The organism is Salinicola sp. RZ23 (genome assembly GCF_003206675.1).
Lineage (GTDB): Bacteria > Pseudomonadota > Gammaproteobacteria > Pseudomonadales > Halomonadaceae > Salinicola > Salinicola endophyticus.
Map to the genome: position 1 here is coordinate 351315 of NZ_PZJK01000001.1, position 22990 is coordinate 374304.

A 22990-nucleotide genomic window follows, 5' to 3' on the forward strand; every position below is an offset into this window, starting at 1 on the left:
TAGGTATGCGATACGAGGTGCGTTCCTTCCAGGATTCCCAGCAGCATGCGGCGGCGATCAGCGGCTGGCAGCAGGTCTACGACCAGCTCGGGGCCGGGCGCCTCAGGAGTGAACTGCTGCTGGTCTCGGGCGAGCATTTCCAGCTCTTCCACGAAGCGCTCGACAAACGCGTGGTGCAGTATGGTCAGGCACCGCGGCAGCGCTTCTGCGTCTCTTTCTCCACCGCCAAGATGCCGGTCATCCAGGGCTGCAAGGTCAGCGCCAATAGCATTCTGATGCTGCGCGATGGCGAGGAGTTCATGCTGCACGCGCCGGAAGGCATGGCGTTTCTGTCGCTGAGCGTCGATATCGAACGCTTCAGCCGCCTGGCCGAGCTCGAACTGGGCAGCGCCCAGTTCGCGCGCCTGGCAGGGCTGCCGGGGCTCGAGGTGCCGCAGGGGCTGTTGAAATCGATCAAGCGGGATATCTTCCGTCACGTCGCCGGCCTCGGTCAGCGCGGGGCGGACACCGATGGCCTGCACGAGAAGCGTATCGAGGAGGCGCTGATGACGCTGCTGCTCGATCTGCTGCTGCAGGCCAGCGGCGAGCGACGGCGCCACGAGCTCGCGGTGAGTTCGTATATCGTGCGGCGTAGCCAGGAGCTGATGCTGGCCGACCCGGAACGGCCGCTCAGCGTGCTCGACCTGTGCGAGCAGCTGCATGTCAGCCGCCGCACGCTGCAGAACAGCTTCCAGCGGGTGGTGGGCATGCGTCCGGTGGCGTTTTTGCGCAGCATTCGGCTCAACGCCGTGCGCCGCCGGCTGATGAGTGCGCCAGCGGAGGATCTGACGGTGGGCGATGTGGCCCACGACCTGGGCTTCCGTCATCTCAGCCACTTCTCGGCGAGCTATCACGAGCTGTTCGGCGAATACCCCTCCGAGACCCTCCAGCGGGCCTGACCCGAGTGGCGCTGGCGAATCGATGAGGCGCTCGAGGTCAGTGTAGGCGGGGTCTCGCAGCGCCCGATGATGCGCTGTTGCGCCCCTGGAGTGGCTTTTGTGAGTCAGGCGATATGTTAGACTATTCAACTATTTTATCGCCTTGGAGCGCCCTCGCATGGTCGACAAGGATGAGCTGGCTTCCTCCTTCTTTCCGCTCTCCGATGAGTATCGCGCCCAGGATTTCCCGCTCTACTGGGTCGCGCGGCTGAACGCGAAGTACAGCGCCGAGGTGGACGCGCTGCTCAAGCCCCAGGGGTTGAGCTCGTCCAAGTGGCGGGTCCTGGTGATCCTCCACGAACAGGGTCGCCTGAGCATGTCTGACATCGCCACCCACGTCGTGGCCAAGCTCTCCACGGTGACCAAGATCGTCTACAAGATGCAGGAGGCGGGGCTGCTCGAGACCGCGCCCTCGCCGCAGGATGGCCGGGTCACCGAGGTCACGTTGACCGCCGAGGGTGAAGCCAGGCTGGCGGTGGCCAGAGAGCTCACCGCGCGGGTGGTGGAGAGAGCGTTCGACGGCCTGGGGAAGGCGGAGATCGTCTATGTCAACCAGTGCCTGAGCAAGATGTTCCGCAACCTCAACACGCCCTGACGTCACCTCGCACCTGGCCCGATCCCCCGGGCCTGCCCGCGCTGCCAATATTGCCGATTCGGGATAACGCCCGTGCGCGTCTTGTGCCTAGTCTGATCGCCATCACAATCACAATGATCGAGGTGCATCATGCGCCAGGCTGGGACGCGCGAGGGCGCGGTGCTGCTCCTGGGCAGCAGTCTGACCATTGTCGGCTCGGTGATGGTGGCGCCGGTCCTGCCCAAGATGATGGCGGCGTTCATGCCCAGCGAGCCGCACGCCGGCCTCTGGGTGCCGCTCGCCATCACCGGGCCGGCGCTGGCGATCGCGCTGTTCGCGCCGGTGGCCGGCTGGTTGGCGGATCGTGTCGGACGCAAGCCGATGCTGGTGGCCGCGACCCTGCTCTATGCCATCCTCGGCGCGCTGCCGGCACAGCTCGACGCGCTGATGGGCGTGGTCGCCGCTCGGCTGGCGTTCGGGGTGGCCGAGGCCATGGTCATGACCGGCTGTTCGACCCTGATCGCTGACTACTGGCACGGCGAACAGCGTTTGCGCTACGTCAATCGCCAGGTGGTGACCATCGGCCTTGTCGGCGCTCTGTTCTTCGTCGCCGGTGGGGTGCTCGGCGAGTCCTCCTGGCGTACCCCTTTCTATCTCTATCTGCTGCCGCTGCTGCTGGTGCCGTTCATGCTGCGCATCCTGTGGGAGCCGCCGTTGGCGCAGCAGCAGGCTCGCGATCAGGCGCGCGGCACGGACCGGGTAGACCGGGTCGCGCTGGTGGCCGGCTGCGCGCTGATCGCCGTGGGCATGGTGCTGTGCTTCGTCGTCACCATCCAGACGCCGGTGATCCTGGTCGGCCTGGGCGTGACATCGAGCACCCTGATCGGGTTGTGCACCGGGTGGGCACTGCTCGCCTCGCTGCTGGGGGCACTGCTGTGGCCCTTGGCGCGACGAGGGCTGGGGTTGCACGGCTGCAATGGACTGCTGCTGCTACTGCTTGCCGGCGGGCTGTGGATACTGGCCGAGGCCCCCGGCTATGCGAGCGTGCTGCTGGCGGTGACCGTCCACGGGATCGGGGCCGGGATGCTGGTGCCCAACGCCATGGCGCCGGTGATGAACGCCCTCACGCCGCAGACCCGCGGTCGCGGCATGGGGCTGTTCACTGGCTGTCTCTATATCGGCCAGTTCGTCAGTCCGCTGGTGGTGGGGCTGGCGGTGAGCCTCGGCGGCGATCTGCGGCGGGGCATCCTGCTGCTCGTCGCACTCGCGGTGCTCTACGCCGTGGGCTGGAGCGGTGTCGCACTGCGCGGCCGCGCGGGTCTGGCTACCTCCCGGCAGGACCAACCCCCGCTCTGAGCTGGAGACCTCCCCATGGCCACCGCCACCCATCGTCTGCTGGGGTGGCGCTCGCCTTGGCCCCGATGGGCAATGCAAGGCAGGGAAAGGAAAGTTTCTGGCAGGAGAGAACAAGAACGTCGTGTCCGGCAGACGTAGGTTGGAGCATTAGGCTGTGACGCCTCTGTCAGTACCCGCCAATAACAAAACCGACCCTGTCTCACGGAGGTCATTGACCATGCTCGATACCACGAAAGTCGCTCCAGCGATACCTGCTACTCCCCCCGCCCGACGGGCCATCGGTTTCAATACCATGATCGCCATCTGCGTAGGCACCGTGGTGGTACAGGGGGTGATGGCATCAGGGCTGCTGGGGTTCGGCATCGGCGGCCTGAGTTTTCTGGCCGCCATGCTGGTCGCGGCCCTGCTGGCCGTCTGCAACGCCATCTCGTTTTCGGAACTCTCGTTGATGTATCCACAGGCCGGTACGCTGGCCACCTATACCCAGAAGGCCATCGGGCATTTCCCGGCCATCGTGTCGGTGTTTGCGGGCTACGTCGTGGTGGCCGTCTTCGCTATCCCGGCCGAATTCCTGCTGGTCGATGCGCTGCTTCAGGCACTGTTCCCTGACACATTACCCACGCACTTGGTGCCGCTCCTGATACTGGCAGCGATTGCCGTATTCAATATCCTGGGTACCGATGTCTTCGCCCGGCTGCAGAATGTGTTCACCTTCTCCATGATCGGCGCCCTCCTGCTGGTTGGCGTGACAGCACTGATCCAGTCGCCTGCGCCGAACGTGGCCCGCGACGCGGCGGGCATCGACTGGGGGCTGGGAGGCATCTTCGATGGCAGTTTCATCGGGCTGGTGGCGCTGGCCATGTGGATGTTTGTCGGCTGCGAGTTCGTGTGTCCGATGATCAGTGACATTCGTCAGCCGGAAAAGCGCATTCCCAGGGCGATGTTCCTGTCGCTGGGCATCATCTTCGTGCTCTTTCTCCTGTTCTGCCTCGGAGGAGGGCGCTACCTCTCCGCCGAAACCCTGACCACGTCACCGCTGCCCTATCTGGATCTGGTCGATGGCGTCTTCGGCAAGACCGGGTTGATCATCGCGACCGTGATGGGCATGACCGCGACCTGCAGCACGGTCAACACGGTACTGGCGGCGGTACCGCGCATGTTGTCCGGCATGGCCGACAACGGCCAGGTATTTTCCATCATGGGCAAGATGCATCCGCGCTATAACACCCCCTGGGTCGGCATCCTGTTCTTGACCGTCGTCGTCGTCATTACCTTCCTGATGGTCAATCCCCAGCAGATCATTGCGCTGGTGATCGCCGCGGCGACCAGCTGGTTGATGGCCTACATCGTGGCGCATATCGATGTGATCGTGCTGCGTCGGCGCCACCCCGAGCATCGCCGTCCGTACCGCACGCCTTTCTATCCGCTGCCGCAGATGGTGGGCATCTTTGGCATGGCCTACGTGGTGTTCCATGCCTCGCCCTCGCCGGAGATGACCGCCACGATCTATACGCTTCTTGGCGTCGTCCTGGGTATCGTCAGCCTGATCGCACTCGTCTGGGTAAAGTTCAAGATGAAAAAGGGGCTGTTCGAGGCGGACCTGAGTGACTGATGCGTGCCGGGTGACGAGTGGGGCGCCTCGAGGGGAGGCGCCGCGCTCGTTTCAGACGGCGCGGGTCTGGCATGGCCATGGATGGAGCTTCACGAAGCTCACTCCTGGGGATCGAGCCGCTGCACCTCATCGAGCAGGCTCATCAGCGTACGGTATTTCTCCGGGCCGAGATGCTGCTGAATACGTTGATACTGGCGCATCATCTCGCCTTTCATGTCGTCGAACAGCGCATTGCCCTCGGGCGTCAGCGTGACACACAGCCGCCGCTGGTCGGCTTCGGGCTTCCAGCGCCTGACCAGGCCGCTCTGCTCCAGTCGCACCAGCACCCCGGTCAGACTGGGGCGCAGGATGCAGGCCCGTTCGGCCAGTTGATAGCTCTCCAGCGTCTGCGCTTCGGCCTGCCACAAGGTGCGAATGACGCGCCATTGCTGTTCGGTGACGTTGTGGCGGTTGAGGTGTGGCCGGAAAAAGCCCATAGCGGATTCACGGGCCCGCAGGAGTGCCATAGTGAGAGAGGGAGTCGGGCGCGCCATGTTGTGCCTTCTCAAAAGGAAGTCGGAAACGATCCGCTACCTGTCGCGGGATGCAAGGCGGTTTGCCGCTCGTCCGATAGGATAGAACGAAGCCCCGGAGTGGCTCTGCGGGCTGTCGGGTCATGATGGCAGAAGCGATTTTTCCGCGGGAGCCTGACCTTACCATACTCGCCCGCTCGGACGACACGCCGGCATCGGCGTGCTGCCGGGAGGCGGGCGGGACGATGCGGGGCCAGCAGCAGTGTGGACAACGCCTGACGTTGCCTCGGCAGGCCGCAGCGTTCGCGCTGGATTGAACGATGGCCAGAGCGCCCCGACTGCCACGGGAACCGATAGCGATCGCCGAACGAGGATGAGCTCATGTGCGTTCCGAAGGAAGATCGACACTCGCTGGCACCCTCGCCATTGTCCTGTCATCGCACGCAGGGTATCGAACAGCACATCGAGCAATATCAGGGCTGGGAGCTGCAGCTCATGCAGCTCTCACAGGGGCGCTTCGAGGGTCGTGTGACTCACTTTGAGCTGGAGGGGTTGCGGCTGGTCCGCGATCACAGCAGCCAGGCGCTGCTCAAGCGGGGTGGACTCGGCAGCGCCTTCGTCGGGTTCAGTTTTCCGCTGTCAAGACCCGATGCTCCGCTGATCTGTCAGGGGCGACAATATACCCAGGCCGGCGTGCTGGCCGTCATGGGTGGGGATCTGCCGGAGGTTCGCGTGGCGGCCAATCTGGACCTGCTCTCTCTGAGCCTCGACTATCAGAAACTGGCAATCCTGTCCGGCGAGACCCGTGAGGCGATGGACAGCCTGCGGGCTGGGCCGGGCTATCTGCCGGTGGCCTCGAACCATCGGGCACTGATGCTGCTGTTCGATCTGGCCTGTCAGTGGCTGGTGCTGCGACCCGATCTGGTCTGTCGTCACGCATTGCGGGACGCCTTTCTGGGTCACGTGTTGGATGTGATGGAGCAGGGGCCGATGGAGCGCGTCACCCCCTCGGTGCGCAAGCGTGTGGTGGATCGCGCCCGCGAGGTGATCGATGCCCACCAGGACGAGCCCATCGCCATTCCCTCCGTCTGTCACCGCATCGGCGTCAGCCGGCGCAAGCTGCAGTACTGCTTTCAGGAATACCTGGGCATCAGCCCGGCCAGCTATATGCGTCTGGCTCGGCTCAATGCCGTGCACCGCACGCTAGCACGCGGCGAGACCCAGTGGGTTCAGGATGAGGCGGTGCGCTGGGGCTTCTTCCATCTCGGCCATTTTGCGCTGGAGTACCGTCGCCTGTTTGGTGAGCGCCCCTCGGAAACCCTGCAGCGCGGCCGCTTGAATCCTGCCGAATCCTGATAACGATCACGATCAGGGCCAACATAATCTGGTGCACCACCCATGTGATGACACGGTGCACAATGAAAATAATAGTCCCTGTCTGTCTCGCGCTGGCTGGCATGACCTGCGCGGCTTCATCCTTCGCCACCGAAAATGGCGCGCCCACCACCCCCATGGGCGTCTACGAGTTCGGTTCCGGTTTTCTTCCACCCACGACCCCGAATGGCACCATCGGTCTGCGCACGGCCTATTACACGGCCGATGACCTGCGTACCAGAGGCGGCAAGAGATCGCCCAACGATTTCTCCCTCGACGTGCTCTCGGTCGGGGTCGCCTATATCCGCATGACGGACAAGAGACTGTTCGGCGCGCGCTACGGTTTCGGCGGCGTACTGCCCTTTTTCGACATGAAGGCGTCGCTGGACGTCAATGCCGGTGGGCTGACCGTGTTTCAGGACGACACACACGTACTGGCCCAGGCCGATGTCCAGATCGTGCCGCTCATGCTGGCCTGGCAGCCCGCACCGAACATGGGCGTGAGTGCACAGTTCCAGATCCAGGCGCCCACCGGGGAGTATGACAAGGACCGTCTGGTCAACCCTGGTCTCAACCACTGGACGTTCTCGCCCATCGTCGGCTTCACCTATGTCACGCAGGGTGGTCTGGAGTTCTCGACCCTCTCCCAGTTCGATGTCAACACCCGCAATACCGACACCGACTATCGCAGCGGCGTGGAGTATCGCAACGAGTTCGGTATTGGCCAGCATGTCGATGTCTGGACGCTGGGTCTTGGCGGCTATTACTACGACCAGATCAGCGACGACAAGAGCCCGTCACTGACAATTGACGATGGTAATCGCGCCCGTGTGTGGGCGGCCGGGCCGGCCGTCAGCTTTCTGTCTCCCGGTCTGCCGGCGGTCTGGTTCCACGTCTACAAGGAGTTTGGCGCCGAGAACCGGACCGAAGGCTATAACGCAGCGGTTCGCGTCGCCTACAGCTTCTAGGGGGGCATCATGACAACGACATCCGTACATCGTCAGGCCGGCGCCCGGGAGGGGGCCATCCTGCTGCTGGCCAGCAGTCTGACCATCATAGGATCGGTCATGGTGGCACCGGTACTGCCACGCATGATCGAAGCCTTTGCTCCGGTGAACCCGCAGGCCTCCCTGTGGGTGCCGCTGGCCATCACCGGCCCGGCACTGGCCATTGCGCTCTTTGCCCCGCTGGCCGGCTGGTTGGCGGACCGGTTCGGACGCAAGCGCATGCTGATGCTCGCCACACTCTGCTACGCCCTGCTGGGTGCTCTGCCCGCCCTGCTGGATGGGCTGGCAGGCATCGTGGGTGTGCGTCTGCTCTTCGGGCTGGCCGAGGCCATGGTCATGACGGTGTGTTCGACGCTGATTGCCGACTACTGGCAGGGTGAGCGGCGTCTGAAATACGTCAATCGGCAGGTGGTGACCATCGCGGTGGTCGGCGCGGCCTTCTTCGTGATCGGCGGCATGCTGGGGGAACACTCCTGGCGCTCTCCGTTCTCTCTCTACCTGCTGCCCTTGCTGCTGCTGCCATTCATGGCACGGGTGCTGTGGGAACCTGTCGTGTCGCGCGCCTCGGCACCCGTGTCCGGACAGATACACCCGCTTGCCAATGGCCGGGTCAACCTGCCGGCCCTGCTGGCAGGCTATCTGCTGATCGGCATCGGCATGGTGATGAGCTTCGTGGTACCGGTGCAGGCGCCCGTGTTGCTGGTCGGGCTGGGGGTGACTTCCACGACCCTGATCGGACTGGCCACCGGCACAGGGCTTCTGGCCTCGCTGGCCGGTGCGCTGATGTGGCCGCTGGTCAGACGCACGCTGGGCGTACGGGGCTGCAATGCGCTGCTGCTGCTGCTGGGGGCGGGCGGTCTGACCGGGCTGGTGCTGGCGCAGAGCTATGCCACGATGCTGATCTCGATCGTGGTCCATGGCATCGGTGTGGGCATGCTGGTGCCGAATGCCATGGCGCCGGTCATGAACGCCCTGCCTCCGACCAGTCGCGGGCGAGGCATGGGCTTTTTTACCGCCTTTCTCTACCTAGGACAGTTCATCAGTCCGCTGGTGGTCGGTCTGGCGGCCTCTCAGGCCGGTGGATTGACCAACGGCATCCTTGCCCTTGCCGGGCTGTTGACGCTCTATGCCGCCGTCTGGGGGCTGGGCGCCCTGTTCAGGCACTCCGACGCCCGTTCGGCGACCGACTCCACCTCTCACCTGTTGTCCTAGGAGCATCATCATGAGCCATGAACTTCACCATCTGCTTGATTCCCATGACGGCATTGCCCTGGGCGAGGGCGTCAATGCCGGCGACATCTCCCGCGAGGCGCTGGTCGAGGCCGTCATCGAGCGGTTGGAAAGGGTCGAACCGCGCCTGAATGCCGTGGTGGATCGTCTCTATGAGGCGGCCCGTGAGGAGAGCCGTCAGCCGCAGCCGCCCGGTGGGCCGTTCGCCGGGGTGCCGACGCTGGTCAAGGATCTCTTCTCGCCGCTCAAGGGGGCGCGGATGACCCAGGGATCGCTGGTCGGCGGCGACGTGCGAGCCGAATTCGATGCCGAAGCCGTGGCACGGCTGCGTCGCGCCGGCTGCGTGTTCGTGGGCACCACCACCTCGCCGGAATTCGGCACCTCCTACACCACCGAGTCCACGCGTCATGGTGCCACCCGCAATCCGTGGGATCCCGAGCGCAGTGCGGGCGGTTCCAGCGGCGGCGCCGCGGCGCTGGTGGCGGCGCGCGTGGTCCCCTTTGCCCACGGCAACGACGGCGGCGGCTCGCTGCGGGTGCCGGCGTCGTGCTGCGGCGTCTTCGGTTTCAAGCCGAGTCGGGGGCTGATGCCGTCGGGGCCGATGGCCGGCGAAGGCTGGGGCGGCATGGGCACCTCCCACGCCATTACCCGTTCGGTACGCGACAGCGCCGCGCTGGTGGATGCCACGGCCGGCATGGACACGGGGGCCCCTTACGCGGCTCCGGTGAGTGCGTTCTCCTGTCTGGAAGCCACTCGGCGCGATCCCGGTACGCTTCGTATTGGTGTGATCGATGGGCCCGAGCTGGCGCCGGAGGCGGCGAAGGTGCTCCAACAGACGACGACGCTGTGTGAGTCGCTCGGCCATCGGGTGGAGCGGGTCACCCTGCCGCTCGAGTGGGAGGCGCTCTATCAGCGCTGCTTCGATGTGATCGGCCCTAGCACCCAGGAGCTGCTCGACATGATCGGAAACCTGCGCGGACAGCCGGTCAGTGACGAGGAGATCGAGCCGCGCACGCGGATCATGCTGCGCGAGCGAGGTCACATCGACGCCACCCGCTATATCGCGGCGATCAATTACCTCCATGCTCTGGGACGCAAGATCGCGACCACCATGCTGGATGTCGATGTGCTGCTGTCGCCGACGCTGGCGCGCAAGCCGCCGGTGATCGGCACGCTGGACGCCTTCGATGATCGGCTCTCGCTCGATGAGGTCATCCACGCCTTTCACAGCTACTGCCCGTTCACGGCGCTGTGCAACGCCACGGGCCAGCCGGCGATGTCGGTGCCGCTGTTCTGGACCGATGACGGTCTGCCGCTGGGTAGCCACTTTGCCGGTCGCTTCGGAGAAGAGAACCTTCTGTTCTCGCTGGCGGCACAGCTGGAGCGCGCCCATCCCTGGACCGGGCGGGTACCGGGGATCAACGCATGCTGTCGCTGACAGCGCTCCCGCGCCTGACGCCCTGACCATGGGGCGACACCGGGTAGCGTCCGGTGTCGCCGATGCCTACGACCGAGCTGTCGAAGGTCGCCTCGAAGACGCTACCGCCTGACTCGTGGTGCCTGCCACGGGGCCGGGCCCGGTGGATCGGGTCAAGGGAGATCGCATCAGTACACCGACGGTGCCGCTGCTGCTGCCGGGGAGTCATCGCCCCTGAATTCGCCGGCCAGCGCCGTCAGCGCGTTCATCAGCACGCTGGTATCCACGCCGACCGCCACGAAGGAGGCACCGAGTTCGAGATAGCGTCGTGCCAGGGGCTTGTTGGCCGAGAGGATGCCGGCAGCCTTGCCGGCCGTTTGAATCCGCGCGATGCCATCTTCGATGGCCGCTTGCACTTCCGTGTGCCCGGGATTGCCGCGATGACCGAGTGAGGCGCTCAAATCCGCCGGGCCGATGAAAACCCCGTCGACCCCGTCGACGTCGGCAATCTCATCCAGGTTCTCGAGCCCTTGGCGGCTCTCGATCTGCACCAGCAGGCAGATCTCCTCATCGGCGTGGTCGAGGTAGCCCGGGATCGAGTTCCAGCGCGAAGCGCGGGCCAGGGCGCTGCCGACGCCGCGAATGCCGTCAGGCGGGTAGCGGGTCGCACGGACCAGATCGCGGGCCTGCCTGGCGGTATCGACCATCGGTACCAACAGGGTCTGCACGCCGATGTCCAGGTACTGCTTGATCGTCGCGGCGTCGCCCATCGGTGGCCGGGCCACCGGGTGCACCGGGTAGGGCGCCATGGCCTGAAGCTGTGCGAGTATGGTGCGCAGGTCGTTCGGGGCGTGTTCGCCATCGATCAGAAGCCAGTCGAAACCGGCGTTGGCGGCAAGCTCGGCGCAGTAGCCGTTGGCCAGCCCGAGCCAGAGGCCGATCTGAGCATCCTTGCGGCCAAGCGCCTGTTTAAAGGTGTTGATGGGCATCTCCATGAGGCATTCCTCGTGCGTTGTCGTATCACAATGACAGGGGAAGTACGGCGTTGATCTGACCGAGCCCGTGGTCGCCGTCGGCGCTGTCGGCCAGGTGCCAATGAAAGACGGTCGCTGGTGGCCGGGGGACACGCCCTCCACCTGGCTGTCTCAGTTGATGTGGTACCGAGGTCGATCTGCCAGTGGGTCGACGGCCACGGCGACGCCATGGAGCGCCGCGCCCGTCGGTGGTTAAGATAGCGTCTTGTCGAGCGATGCCCCGGCGCGAACTCAGGAGTCAAGCCATGGCGCTGGAACCCATTCCCAACATCACGATCGGCCAGGAGTACGACCAGCGGTACGCCGATGCCACCGTGCATTACGACGCCCTGGGCCGCATGGCGGAGTTCTACGGGCGTAACATGCCGGTGCATCATCACGACCGCTTCTTTCAGGTCCACTACGTCAAGCGCGGCATGGTGCGGGTCTATCTGGACGAGCGGCAGTTTCACCAGCAGGGCCCGATGTTCTTTCTGACCCCACCGACCGTGCCGCACTCCTTCACCACCGAGGACGGCAGCGATGGCCACGTGCTGACGGTGCGTCAGCAGCTGGTGTGGTCGCTGCTCGACGAGTTTCCCGAGCTGGGCGACGCCTCGGCGGTGGCACCGGTATGCGTGGCGACCGGCCGGGTGACTGACGACGAGCGACTCGACGTCAACCGCGTCGAGCGGCTGTTCGATGAGCTGTGTCTCGAGTTCGAGGCCGACCGCCCGGGCCGTGAGGGCGCGCTGACAACGCTTACCCGGCTGATCTTCATGAGCCTGTTTCGACTGTCGGCCAACTCGCTGCCGGCCCAGAGCGTGCGGCACGGCGAGCTGTCGCTGTTTCACCGTTTCAATCTGGAGATCGAGGCCCACTACACCGCGCACTGGACGCTGTCGGATTACGCCCACGCGCTCAATGTGACCGAGGCCCGGCTCAACAGCGTCTGCCGCCGCATCGCCGGGGTGCCCAGCAAGCGCGTGGTGCACGACCGTCTGATGCAGGAGGCGCGACGCCTGCTGACCTTTACCCGCATGAGCATCAACGAGATCGGCTATCGGCTCGGGTTTCAGGATCCGGGCTATTTCTGTCGATTCTTTGCACGTCATGCAGCCACCACCCCCTCGGGTTACCGTCGCGTCCAGCCGGGCCACCGGTAGCTGGCCTGCCGTTCAGTCGAACGTCAGCGATACGCTGCCGAACGCGCCATAGTCGGCGTCGATTCGGCTGCCGGAAGGGCATTCGATCGGGCCGATGAACGAGCCCGACAGGATGACCTGACCGGCTTCGATGCGCTGGCCGTACGTCGCCATCCGCCGCGCCAGCCATACCAGTCCGGTGACCGGATCATCCAGGACGCCGGCGCCAAGGCCCGTCGCCACGACGACGCCGTTGTGCTTGACGATCGAGCCGACCCAGCGCAGATCGAGCGCGCTCGGATCGTGGCGCTCGGCGCCCAGCACGATGCCGGCATTGGCGGCGTTGTCGGATACGGTGTCGACGATCACGCGCGCCTGACCGGTCTCCTGGTCCTTTCGCACGATGCGGGTATCGAGGATCTCGAGGGCCGGCGTCACGTACTCGGTCGCGGCCAGCACCTCCTCGTGCGTCACGTCGCCCTCGAGCGGTGCCTTCATCACAAAGGCGATCTCCGCTTCGACGCGGGGCGCGATGAAATGGCCCCTGGGAATGACGGCGCCGGTGTCATGGCGCATGTAGTCGTAGAGCACGCCGCTGTCGGGCGTGTCGATGCCGAGGGCGTCCTGCATGACTTTGGAGGTCAGCCCGATCTTCCAGCCGATAATGGCGTGATCCCGCGTCTTGCGCGTCATCTGGGCGGTCTGGATCGCGTAGGCATCGTCCAGCGTCATGTTCGGGTAGCGTCGGGACAGCAGTCCGATCTGTTCGCGGGTCGCTTCTGCGGCCAGCAGCGCCTCGGCAGCTTCGGCAACCTGGGTGTCACTCAGTGCCATGTCGTTCGTCCTCCACGCCATTGACCAGCCTGCCGATACCGTCGGCCTCGACCTCGATCACATCCCCCGGTTCGAGCCAGATCGGCGGATCGAAGCGGGCGCCGGCGCCGGTGGGGGTGCCGCACACGATCACGTCGCCCGGCACCAGGGTGGTGAAGGTCGACACGTAATTCACGATGTAGCGGAAATCGAACATCATCCGCGAGGTGCGATCCTTCTGGCGCACGTCGCCGTTGACGCGGGTCGTCAGTTCGATGTCATCGAGTTGCTCGGCGCGCTTGAACGGCACCAGCCACGGGCCGATGGCACCGGTGGCGTCGAAGTTCTTGCCCTGGGTGACGTTGAACTTGGCGTGACGGACCCAGTCGCGGATGGTGCCTTCGTTGCACAGCGTCAGCGCAGCGATGTGCTCATAGGCCTTCTCGCGCGAGATCCGGCGGCCGCCCTTGCCGATCACGATGGCGATCTCGCCTTCGTAATCGAGCTGTTCGCTCTCCGGCGGGCGCACGAGATTCTCGTTGTGACCGACGAAGCTTCTGGGGAAGCGAATGAACAGCGACGGCTTGCTCGGGGCGGCCTGGCCATCCTTGTACTCTTCGTTGCGCGAGGGGAAATTGACGCCGACACAGATCAGCTTCTCGGGGTTGGCGATCGGAATCAGAAAGGTGACGTCGTCTTCACGGTAGCTCGGGGTGCGGCCGTCGGCGGCGCTCAGTAGTTCGTCGATGGCGCCGGCCTCGATCACTTCCTTGAGGCCCTTGAAGCGGGGGCCGAATTCCGGCGTCAGATCGACGATGCCTTCGTCGGTGACGACCCCAAAACGGTCGGCCCCATGGGCGCGGAAGGCCGCGAGACGCGGGGGAAGGGCGTTGTTCATGGGCTATCTCCTGAGGGCCCGAGCGGGCTCGGACCTCTTGACTCATGGGTGAGACGCGAGTGCCGGTCGGCTCAGGGCGCGACGATCGGCGTAGCGTTGAGCTGGGAATCCCTGGGCTCGAGATTGTCGAACTCGGAGCCGTGCTCGAACCAGGAGCGCGGTGCCGGGGCACCCCAGAGCGTCTGGCGCTGCGGGTCTTTCAGATCCCACTTGATCGCTTCCAGATCGGGGTCGACGGTCTGGTAGTCCGAGCAGTAGATCTCGATGCGGTGACCGTCCGGATCGAGGATATAGAGGAAGAAGGCGTTGGAGATGCCGTGGCGGCCCGGGCCGCGCTCGATGTTGTCGACGTAGCCGGTGGTGGCCATCAGGTCGCACAGATCGATGATGTTCAAGGGCGTGGGCACCCAGAACGCGGTGTGGTGCAGGCGGGGCCCGCGGCCATTGGTGAAGGCCATGTCGTGCACGCCGCCCTTGCGGTGGGTCCAGGCCGCCCACAGCTTGCCGCTGCCTTCGTCCTCGGTGTACTCGGTCACGCGAAAACCGATCTGGTTATAGAAATCGACCGCCTCATCGACGCTGGGCGAGAACAGGTTGAAGTGGTCGATGCGCAGCGGCTTGACGCCCTTGTAGAGCGCGTACTGCTGATGGATCGGGGCGAGCCGATCCATCTTGAAGTACAGCTCGATCGGCACGTCGAAGCAGTCGGTGGTGCGCAGCGTGCGGCCCTGGTAGGGGCGCTCCACCCACTCGACCGGGTGTCCCTTCTGCTGGAACCAGTCGTGGGCCTTGTCGAGTTCCTGCTCATCGAAGACCTTGAAAGAGAGCGACTTGACGACCGCGCGCTCACTCTCTTCCAGCACGATGCAGTGGTGACCGCGCTCTTCCATGGCGCGCAGGTAGAGGCGGCTGTCGTCCTCATCGGTGACCTGCAGACCCAGGGTGTCGACGTAGAAGTGACGGCTCTTGGCCAGGTCGCTGACGCCCAGTACAACGTGGCTCAGGCGAATGATGTTGAACGCAGGATAAAGATTGGGCGTTGGAATAGGCATGGTGAGACTCCTTCTTCGGCTCACGGATGTTCGGAAGCAGGGCGGTCGATATCGTCCTGCGCAGGTGAGATCACCCGAGTTTCGGCACCTGATGGGGCTTGCGCGGGAAGGAGACGTTGACGGTCTCCATGTAGAAATCGAACGACCAGTCACCGCCATCGCGTCCAATGCCTGACGCCTTGACGCCGCCGAACGGCGACTCCAGGTGACGGACGTTTTCGGAGTTGACCCAGATCATGCCGGCTTCCAGTTCGTCGGTCAGACGCATGGCGCGGTCGAGGTCGCTGGTCCACAGATACGCGGCCAGGCCGTACTGGGTCTCGTTGGCCAGACGCAGTGCTTCCTCTTCATCCTTGAAGGAAATGGCGGTGAGCACCGGGCCGAAGATCTCCTCCTGAGCGACCGACATGTCGTTGGTGGCGTGGGTAAAGAGCGTCGGGCGGATGAAGCAGCCTGCGTCACCGACCTTCTCGCCGCCGGCGGCGATGGTGGCACCCTCTTCACGCGCCTTGTCGAAGTACGACAGCACCTTCTCTTCGTGCTCCGGGTGGATCAGCGGGCCGACCACGGTCTCCGGGTCCAGCGGGTGGCCGACCTTCACGCCATTGGCCACCTCCGCCACGCGGCGGGTGAACTCTTCATAGAGGCTTTCCTGAACCAGCAGGCGCGAGGAGGACGTGCAGCGTTCGCCGTTGAGCGAGTAGATCATGAAGGTGGCGGCGTTGACGGCGCGGTCGATGTCGGCGTCGTCGAACACGATGACCGGGTTCTTGCCGCCGAGCTCGAAGTGAAAGCGCTTCAGCGTCGGTGCCGCCTGAGCCATGATCATCTGGCCGGTGCGGCTTTCGCCGACGAAGGCGATGGCCTTGATGCCCGGGTGCTCGGTCAGCGCCTTGCCGGCGTCTTCACCCATGCCGTTGACCAGGTTCAATACCCCTCTCGGGAGACCGGCTTCCTCGGCGATCTCGACCAGCAGCTTGGCGGTCATCGGCGAGAACTCGGCCGGCTTGTGCACCACGGTACAGCCAGAGGCCAGTGCCGGTGCGATCTTCCAGGTCGAGAGCATGAACGGCGTGTTCCACGGCGTGATGACCCCGACCGGGCCCAGCGGGCGCTTGGAGGTCACGTTCATCTGGGTCTCGTTTCGAAGCGACAGCCCATCCTCGGCCTGGGGGGCGCGGTCGGCGAAGAAGCGGAAGTTGGCGGCACCGCGCATGGCGGCCTTCGACATGAAGCGCAGCGACTGCCCGGTGTCCATGCACTCGGTAAAGGCGATCTCTTCGGCGCGGGCCTCGATGGCTTCGGCAACCTTGATCAGGATCGCGCGTCGCTCCTTGCCCGGAGTCTTGCTCCAGCGCTTGAACGCCTGTTCGGCAGCCTTGACGGCGCGGTCGATGTCACTGGCACCGCCATGGGCCACCTCGGCAAGGGGGGTGAGGTCGACCGGCGAGATCGTTTCGAACGTCTTGCCGGAATCGGCCGGCACCGACTCGCCGTTGATGTGATTCAAGACGCCCTGATCGCGAAAGCGCTTCATGTAGCCCTGCGCGCGGGCGATGTTGTCGTTCAATTGGCTCATCGAGAATTCTCCGGAGGGGGTGTTGGGCTCACTGTCGGGACAGCCGGGAATGGATCGGCGTGTCTTTCCAGCTCAGCGCGGCATCGATCTCGCGGATCTCGAGCGAGAGGGCGAAGTGCGCTGTGGAAAGCGGTGTGGCAAGCACGCGCTGCACGGCGGCGAACAGCTGGTCGCCCGCAGCCTCGAGGTCCGCCTGGGCTCGGCCGCTGCCCACGCTCAGGGTCATGGCCAGAAAATCATTGTCGGGGTGGTCGTCGGCCACGATGCAGTGATCGGCGGCAAAGGCACGGATGCGAATGCCTGCCAGTGGAAAGAGCGGGGATGCCGTCATCACCCGGTGGGCGGCCAGACAGACCTCGTGCACGTCGACGCGCTGTTCGAGGTGGGGTGAATATTCGATATGCAAGTGGGGCACGTCGTTCTCCTTTCATGCCGGCAGTGGGCGTGGCCGACCGGGGTATCTCTATTTCGTTAATAAATTAACAATATTGCAGAAGTACTGTGTCAAGAGAGCCTTCCTCATCATTTGGATCTACATGAATGGCATTCGCCAGGCACGGGGGATGCCGCGATTTCTGGGTCAGAGAGCGCCATCTCACCGGTTCGAGAGCACTGACGTGCCCAGATTGTTCATAGATTAACGAGTGGATGAGGTGTGTGGTGGGTGGGCCGACTAAGGTAGGGCGTGTATTTATGAAAAGTACAATCATGGCGATGTAAAACACATCCTCATCGTGCCAGGGGGTATTCAGCATGGACGGCATCAGGGCCCAGACGCTGTTTATCACCGGGGACGCTCGCCGAGCGCGCTGCCACGTCTGCCGCCCAGCGCAGCAGGTTCCATGAGGAGAAGACCATGCAGTTTCACCATTACGGCTACGTATCCGGCGACCCCCGCGTTCAGCCCGCGCTCGGCGAGGGGCTCGATCGCCCCGAGGCGTTGCCCGACGAAGTCGATGTTCTGATCGTCGGCACCGGCCCTGCCGGCATGATCATGGCCGCGCAGCTTGCCCAGTTTCCCCACATCCGTACCCGCATCATCGAGCGCCGGGCGGGGCGGCTCGAAATCGGCCACGCCGATGGCATTCAGGCCAGAAGCGTCGAAACCTTCCAGGCGTTCGGCTTCGCCGATCGGATCACGGCCGAGGCGTATCGCATCACCGAGATGGCGTTCTGGAAGCCGGATCCGGAGCGGCCCGAGTACATCATCCGTACCGCTCGCACGGCCGATGATCCGGAAGGCATCAGCGAGTTTCCTCATCTGATCGTCAACCAGGCGCGTGTGCTCGATTACCTGGCCGAGTCGGCCGCTAATGGGCCGGCACGTATCCGTCCGGATTTTGGCATCGAGTTCAAGGGGCTGACGGTCGAGGAGGAGGGTGACTACCCGGTCACGGTGGCGCTCGCGCAGGTGGCCGGGCCGGAAGAGGGCCGCGAACGTACGGTGAGGGCCAAGTACGTGGTGGGCTGCGACGGGGCGCGAAGCGGCGTGCGGCGGGCCATCGGCTGCACCCTTGCCGGCGATCAGGCCAACCACGCCTGGGGCGTGATGGATGTGCTGGCGCGCACCGATTTCCCGGATATCCGCACCAAGTGCGCCATCCAGTCCCATGCCGGCGGCAGCATCCTGTTGATTCCGCGGGAGGGCGGGCATCTGTTTCGGATGTACGTCGACCTCGGCGAAGTACCGGCCGATGGCAGCAGCGCCGTGCGCAACACGCCCATCGAGCGGATCATCGCCAAGGCCAACGAGATTCTCACGCCCTACACGCTCGATGTGCGAAACGTGGCCTGGCACAGCGTCTACGAGGTCGGCCATCGCCTGACCGACCGCTTCGATGACGTCGAGAATCCGGGGTCCGGGCGGCTGCCTCGGGTGTTCATTACCGGCGATGCCTGCCATACCCACAGTGCCAAGGCCGGTCAGGGCATGAACGTCTCGATGCAGGATGGCTTCAATCTGGGCTGGAAGCTTGGCCATGTGCTGTCCGGTTGCAGCCCGGCCAGCCTGCTGTCGACCTACTCCACCGAGCGTCAGGTGGTGGCCAGGAACCTGATCGATTTCGACAAGCAGTGGTCGACGATGATGGCCAAGCATCCGGAAGCGTTCGAGGATCCCAACGAACTGGAAGCGTTCTACACCCGAACCATCGAGTTCCCGGCCGGTTTCATGACCGAGTACGAGCCGTCGCTGATCACCCATTCCGCTGACCATCAGGCGCTTGCGACCGGCTTTCCCATCGGCAAGCGGTTCAAGTCGGCAAGGGCCTCGCGGGTCTGCGACGGCAACCCGCTACAGCTCGGGCATCAGGCCAGGGCCGATGGCCGGTGGCGCTTCTATGTGTTTGCCGACACCGCGAGCCCCGGGGCCGACTCGAAGACCCGACACCTCGCCGAATGGCTGGTGCACTCGCCCGACTCTCCCCTCAATGCGGCCTTGCCGGGCGGCGCCTGGGTTGATTGGTTCGACGTCAAGGTGATCTATCAGCAGCGCCACGAGGACGTTGCGATGGGCGAGGTGCCGAGTGTCTTCACGCCCGAGGTCGGCCCGTTTGCGCTGGTGGATCTCGAGAACGTCTACGGCGTGGCAGCCGATGAGGATATCTTCGAGGTTCGTGGCATCGACCGCGCCGGTGCGCTGGTGGTGGTCCGTCCGGATCAATACGTGGCCAATGTCCTGCCTCTGACAGCCACTGACGAGTTGGCGGCCTTTTTCAAGCCCATATTGATGCGATGTCCATGATCCTGCTGACCATCCCGATCGGCATGCCGCTCGATCCGTTCGTCTGAAAGACAACCGCACCGCCTCGCTCGGCACGGTCAGCCGGGGCAGCGTGCCCTTTCTGGAGGCGGACGGGGTGTCTATCGCGGTGGTGGTGTGGGTACCGCGTCTGCACTGGCCTGGTCAGTGGATTGAGCATGCTTTGATGTTGGAGGGAGACAACCGCAGCGTCGCTGTTGCTCTCGGCGCTGGATGAGCCATTGTGTCATCGACGGTCAGGCTTTCCTGAACTCGTCTGGAGTTCGCATTGTGGCAACTTGAGGCAGGTTTTTGTCAGGAGCGGACAAGAGTCGCGCAGCCAGTCTCGCTAGCCTGTCCATCGGGGATGTCCCTTTGACGCCTGAGATCACTCGCCCCAGGAGCACTACAACGATAAGTGTCGTAGCGACAATCCCCGTAACAACGAGCATTGCCACCCCATGCACTGCAACAACAAAGGGAAGACTGCTTCATGACGATTTCACGCTACCGCCCCATGCTGCCGACACTCGCTGCCGGCACGGTCATTTCGCTCGCCTTGTCCGGAAATGCCTCGGCGCTCGAGATTTACGACACCGCCAGGACCAAGATCAATCTGAACGTCACCGGGGTGGCGGGGGTGTTTCACAGCCAGAAGGGCTACGCCCAGTCGGAGACGGCTGAGGCGGAAGGGCGCGACTGGCAGGAAGGGTTCATCAAGTACGGCGTCGACGTCACACAGGCGCTGTCGCCCACGGCGGGTTCGCTCTATGCCAACGTGGCATGGGTGTCGAGCGCTACCTGGGGGCAGGGTGACGCAGGGGGATTCACCACGGGTGATGAGCGTCGCACGCATATCGAGGACCTGGCCGTCGGCTGGAAATCCGGCGATCTGATCCCGGCGCTCGGACGCGATGGTCTCGATGTGTCGGTGGGACGCCAGCGCATTCAGGTCGGCGACGGGTTTCTGATTTCCGGGGATTCGCTCAATGTCGGCGATGGGTTGCTCGGCGGCGAACTCGACCGGGGTGGCGCCTATTATCTGGCCCCGCGGCAGGCGTTCGCGCGAACCGCCGTGGTCAAACTCGGCGGCGACTCGGGGTGGCGTGGCGATCTGATGTGGCTCGAATCGGACAATCCCGCCCAGGCCAAACCCGCCATGGCGGTCGGTACGCTCGAACACGTGAGCGACGACAACACCCTCGGCGCGACCTACCTCAAGGTGCTGGATACCGATAACGACTACGCCTTCCTCCATCCTGACCGCGATGGCACCAAGGTCTACAGCCTCTATGGCCACGGCAACGCCGGTGTCGAGAACCTGTTTCTGTCCGGGCAGTACGCCTTTCAGGAAAAGGGTAACGGTGCCGCTGAGAATGCCTGGTATCTGGAGATGGGCTGGACCTTCGACGAGCTGCCCGGGTCACCCTACGCCAGCTATCGCTTCAGCCGCTTCTCCGATGGCTATGACCCGCTGTTCTACGGCAACGGCCGGGCGCTCGGTACCTGGTTCCAGGGGGAGGTGGCGGCCAACTACGCCGGGCCGTTCGAGACCAATGCGCGCATTCAACAGATCACGCTGTCAGTCACGCCTACCGAACAGCTCAGCCTGGGCATGCTGGCGTATCGTTTCGACACCCTAGATCGCGATCAGGGACAGAACCTCGATGGCAACGAGATCGATCTCTATGCCACCTGGACGATCAACGACCACTGGTGGGTGATGCCGTTGGTGGGCCGCTTCGATCCGGATGCATCGGCCTCGAATGGCGGCTCCCAGCTCGGTGGCAGCGGCGCTAACTACTACACCCAGCTGCTGGCCGGATTCAATTTCTAGGCTTCGGCAGACAGCGTCATGAGCCTGGCAGGCATGGGCAAGTTTTCAGGGGCATGGCGCACTAGCCTTGGGTCATGTCTGAAAAGTACAGCGCTTATCCATAAGGCGTTAACAATCGGCTCACTGAACAACGTTCAGAACGTTCGAAGGATGGCCCGACAGGCGAGCGGAGCGAGTCATCGGCTCCTCCGTGAACTGGAGCGCCAGCCAGATCCGTTTTCGCCGATTTTTGCCTTGGCTACGCGCCCCGGGTTTGCCTCCGCTCGGTGACTTTTAAGACAAGGCCTAGCCTCAGCTACCCCTTTTACGGTCGAGCGACGCCAGACGGGCGTCCCTCTCGACACCTTGCATGCGCAGGAGATCGTTCATGAGCCAGGACTCAGCATCACAGGCCGTACAGGATTTTTTCAAACGGGCGACAGGGTCGTTCATCGAGGGTGCCTATGTCAGCGACGGCTCGCCTCGCGACGTGCTCGACCCCTCGACCGGCAAGCCGCTGACTCAGGTGGCCGAGGGCGATGTGGCCCTTGCCGACCGGGCGGTGGCGCTGACCAAGCAAAGTTTCGACGATGGCCGCTGGGGCGGCATGACGTCGGCCGCGCGGGAGCGGCTTCTGCTGCGTTTTGCTGACCTGATCGAGCAGCACGCTGACGAGCTCGCTCAGATCGAGACACTCAACCAGGGCAAGTCGATCAATATCGCCCGTGGCGTCGATGTCGGCTTCTCGATCGATTTCGTTCGCTACATGGCGGGTTGGACCACCAAGCTCGAAGGCAGCACCCGGGACGTCTCCATCGGCATGCCCGAGGGTGCGAAGTTCAACGCCTACACGCTGCGCCAGCCGGTCGGCGTGGTGGCGGCCATCGTGCCGTGGAACTTCCCGATGATGATCGCGTTGTGGAAGGTGGTGCCAGCGCTGGCGGCGGGCTGCACGGTGGTGTTGAAGCCCTCCTCCGAGACGCCGCTCAGCGTGCTGCGGCTGGCCGAGCTTGCCATCGAGGCCGGCGTGCCCAAAGGGGTCTTCAACGTGGTGCTGGGCTCGGGGGCGACGGTGGGAACACGGTTGTCCGAGCATCCGGACGTCAAGAAAGTGACCTTCACCGGGAGTACCGAGATCGGCAAGCAGATCGGCCACGCCGCGGTCGAGCACATGGCGAACTTCTCGCTGGAGCTCGGCGGCAAGAATCCGATGCTGGTGCTGGCAGATGCCGATCTCGAGAAGGCGGTCAATGGCGCCTTGATGGGCGGCCTGCTCAATCAGGGGCAGGTGTGCGCGGCGGCCTCGCGGTTCTACGTGCACCGCAGCCTGCACGATCGCTTCTGCGAGCATCTGGCCAAGGCCGTCGACGCCATGCGGGCTGGCCCCGGCATCGACCCCGAGGCGCAGGTCAATCCGCTGGTGTCCAAACGCCAGCAGGTGAGCGTGCAGGGCTATATCGACCGCGCGCGGGAGCAGGGTGCCCAGGTGCATGTCGGCAACGAGGTGCCGGCCGAGGGATTTTATATCTCGCCCACCGTGGTCAGCGGCGCGAATCACGACATGGAGATCGCCCGGGAAGAGGTCTTCGGCCCGGTGCTGACGGTCATTCCGTTCGACGATGAGGAGGAGGCCCTGCGCATGGTCAACGACAGCGATTATGGTCTGGGAGCCAGCCTCTGGACCGAGAGCCTGTCCAAGACCATGGCGATGACACCGCGTATCGAAGCCGGCACCGTCTGGGTCAACACCCACGTGACGCTCGATCCGGCCATGCCGTTCGGTGGTCTCAAGATGTCCGGCATCGGCAAGGAGTTCGGCCCGGAAGCGGTCAACGCTTATACCGAGCTCAAGTCGATCTGCATCGCTTATTGAGC

Annotated in this window: 19 protein-coding genes; 12 read left to right on the forward strand and 7 right to left on the reverse strand. The window is 64.3% G+C overall.

The genetic code is table 11. The features are described from left to right. The first annotated feature begins 5 nt into the window (after positions 1–5). The 4 genes from DOM67_RS01535 (at position 6) to DOM67_RS01550 (ending at position 4519) form a co-directional block, all read left to right on the forward strand. Positions 6–938: a helix-turn-helix domain-containing protein gene (locus DOM67_RS01535; RefSeq protein WP_110673908.1), complete on the forward strand. Its 933-nt coding sequence runs from the start codon at positions 6–8 to the stop codon at positions 936–938. 157 nt (positions 939–1095) lie between these two features. Further along, positions 1096–1572 carry a MarR family transcriptional regulator gene (locus DOM67_RS01540; protein ID WP_110673909.1) on the forward strand — a complete coding sequence of 159 codons (477 nt, stop codon included), beginning with the start codon at positions 1096–1098 and terminating at the stop codon, positions 1570–1572. Between the two features lie 129 nt (positions 1573–1701). Beyond that, positions 1702–2907: an MFS transporter gene (locus DOM67_RS01545; RefSeq protein ID WP_110673910.1), complete on the forward strand. Its 1206-nt coding sequence runs from the start codon at positions 1702–1704 to the stop codon at positions 2905–2907. A gap of 217 nt (positions 2908–3124) precedes the next feature. Then, the gene (locus DOM67_RS01550; RefSeq protein ID WP_110673911.1) at positions 3125–4519 is read left to right on the forward strand and encodes an APC family permease; all 1395 of its coding nucleotides are present in this window, start codon (positions 3125–3127) and stop codon (positions 4517–4519) included. A gap of 98 nt (positions 4520–4617) precedes the next feature. Here DOM67_RS01550 and hpaR read toward each other — a convergent pair whose 3' ends face one another. Then, positions 4618–5052 (reverse strand): homoprotocatechuate degradation operon regulator HpaR, encoded by a 435-nt coding sequence (hpaR, locus tag DOM67_RS01555; protein ID WP_110673912.1) that lies wholly within the window; start codon positions 5050–5052, stop codon positions 4618–4620. Positions 5053–5526: 474 nt separating this feature from the next. On the opposite strand from hpaR, the gene DOM67_RS01560 reads away from it, so the two are divergent. The 4 genes from DOM67_RS01560 to DOM67_RS01575 all read left to right on the forward strand — a co-directional run bounded on the left by DOM67_RS01560 (position 5527) and on the right by DOM67_RS01575 (position 10080). Next, the gene (locus DOM67_RS01560; RefSeq protein WP_157958765.1) at positions 5527–6387 is read left to right on the forward strand and encodes a helix-turn-helix domain-containing protein; all 861 of its coding nucleotides are present in this window, start codon (positions 5527–5529) and stop codon (positions 6385–6387) included. Between the two features lie 101 nt (positions 6388–6488). Next, on the forward strand, positions 6489–7373 hold the full coding sequence (locus DOM67_RS01565; RefSeq protein ID WP_232825099.1) for a transporter: 885 nt from the start codon (positions 6489–6491) through the stop codon (positions 7371–7373). 9 nt (positions 7374–7382) lie between these two features. Continuing rightward, positions 7383–8624 carry an MFS transporter gene (locus tag DOM67_RS01570; RefSeq protein ID WP_110673915.1) on the forward strand — a complete coding sequence of 414 codons (1242 nt, stop codon included), beginning with the start codon at positions 7383–7385 and terminating at the stop codon, positions 8622–8624. A 10-nt stretch (positions 8625–8634) separates the two neighbouring features. Further along, a complete protein-coding gene (locus tag DOM67_RS01575) occupies positions 8635–10080 on the forward strand; it encodes an amidase (protein ID WP_110673916.1) in 1446 nt (481 codons plus the stop codon). Positions 10081–10247: 167 nt separating this feature from the next. Here the strand turns inward: DOM67_RS01575 and hpaI are convergent, their stop codons facing one another. Further along, the gene (hpaI, locus tag DOM67_RS01580; RefSeq protein WP_110673917.1) at positions 10248–11054 is read right to left on the reverse strand and encodes a 4-hydroxy-2-oxoheptanedioate aldolase; all 807 of its coding nucleotides are present in this window, start codon (positions 11052–11054) and stop codon (positions 10248–10250) included. Between the two features lie 284 nt (positions 11055–11338). On the opposite strand from hpaI, the gene hpaA reads away from it, so the two are divergent. Then, positions 11339–12238, forward strand: a complete 900-nt coding sequence (gene hpaA, locus DOM67_RS01585; RefSeq protein ID WP_110673918.1) for a 4-hydroxyphenylacetate catabolism regulatory protein HpaA — start codon at positions 11339–11341, stop codon at positions 12236–12238. Positions 12239–12250: 12 nt separating this feature from the next. Here the strand turns inward: hpaA and DOM67_RS01590 are convergent, their stop codons facing one another. The 5 genes from DOM67_RS01590 to DOM67_RS01610 all read right to left on the reverse strand — a co-directional run bounded on the left by DOM67_RS01590 (position 12251) and on the right by DOM67_RS01610 (position 16974). Next, positions 12251–13051 (reverse strand): 2-oxo-hepta-3-ene-1,7-dioic acid hydratase, encoded by an 801-nt coding sequence (locus tag DOM67_RS01590; RefSeq protein WP_110673919.1) that lies wholly within the window; start codon positions 13049–13051, stop codon positions 12251–12253. Next, the gene (locus DOM67_RS01595) at positions 13038–13928 is read right to left on the reverse strand and encodes a fumarylacetoacetate hydrolase family protein (RefSeq protein ID WP_110673920.1); all 891 of its coding nucleotides are present in this window, start codon (positions 13926–13928) and stop codon (positions 13038–13040) included. The genes DOM67_RS01590 and DOM67_RS01595 overlap by 14 nt, the downstream gene beginning before the upstream one ends. Before the next feature lie 71 nt (positions 13929–13999). After that, positions 14000–14980, reverse strand: coding sequence for a 3,4-dihydroxyphenylacetate 2,3-dioxygenase (hpaD, locus tag DOM67_RS01600; RefSeq protein ID WP_110673921.1), 981 nt, complete (start codon positions 14978–14980; stop codon positions 14000–14002). A 70-nt stretch (positions 14981–15050) separates the two neighbouring features. Then, positions 15051–16559 carry a 5-carboxymethyl-2-hydroxymuconate semialdehyde dehydrogenase gene (gene hpaE, locus DOM67_RS01605; RefSeq protein WP_110673922.1) on the reverse strand — a complete coding sequence of 503 codons (1509 nt, stop codon included), beginning with the start codon at positions 16557–16559 and terminating at the stop codon, positions 15051–15053. 28 nt (positions 16560–16587) lie between these two features. Continuing rightward, positions 16588–16974 carry a 5-carboxymethyl-2-hydroxymuconate Delta-isomerase gene (locus DOM67_RS01610; protein WP_110673923.1) on the reverse strand — a complete coding sequence of 129 codons (387 nt, stop codon included), beginning with the start codon at positions 16972–16974 and terminating at the stop codon, positions 16588–16590. A 441-nt stretch (positions 16975–17415) separates the two neighbouring features. On the opposite strand from DOM67_RS01610, the gene DOM67_RS01615 reads away from it, so the two are divergent. The 3 genes from DOM67_RS01615 to DOM67_RS01625 all read left to right on the forward strand — a co-directional run bounded on the left by DOM67_RS01615 (position 17416) and on the right by DOM67_RS01625 (position 22988). Continuing rightward, entirely contained in the window at positions 17416–19302 is a 1887-nt protein-coding gene (locus DOM67_RS01615) for an FAD-binding monooxygenase (RefSeq protein WP_110673924.1), read from the forward strand. Positions 19303–19792: 490 nt separating this feature from the next. Continuing rightward, a complete protein-coding gene (locus DOM67_RS01620) occupies positions 19793–21136 on the forward strand; it encodes an alginate export family protein (protein WP_232825100.1) in 1344 nt (447 codons plus the stop codon). 367 nt (positions 21137–21503) lie between these two features. Next, positions 21504–22988 (forward strand): aldehyde dehydrogenase family protein, encoded by a 1485-nt coding sequence (locus DOM67_RS01625; RefSeq protein ID WP_110673925.1) that lies wholly within the window; start codon positions 21504–21506, stop codon positions 22986–22988. The last annotated feature ends 2 nt before the right edge of the window (positions 22989–22990 follow it).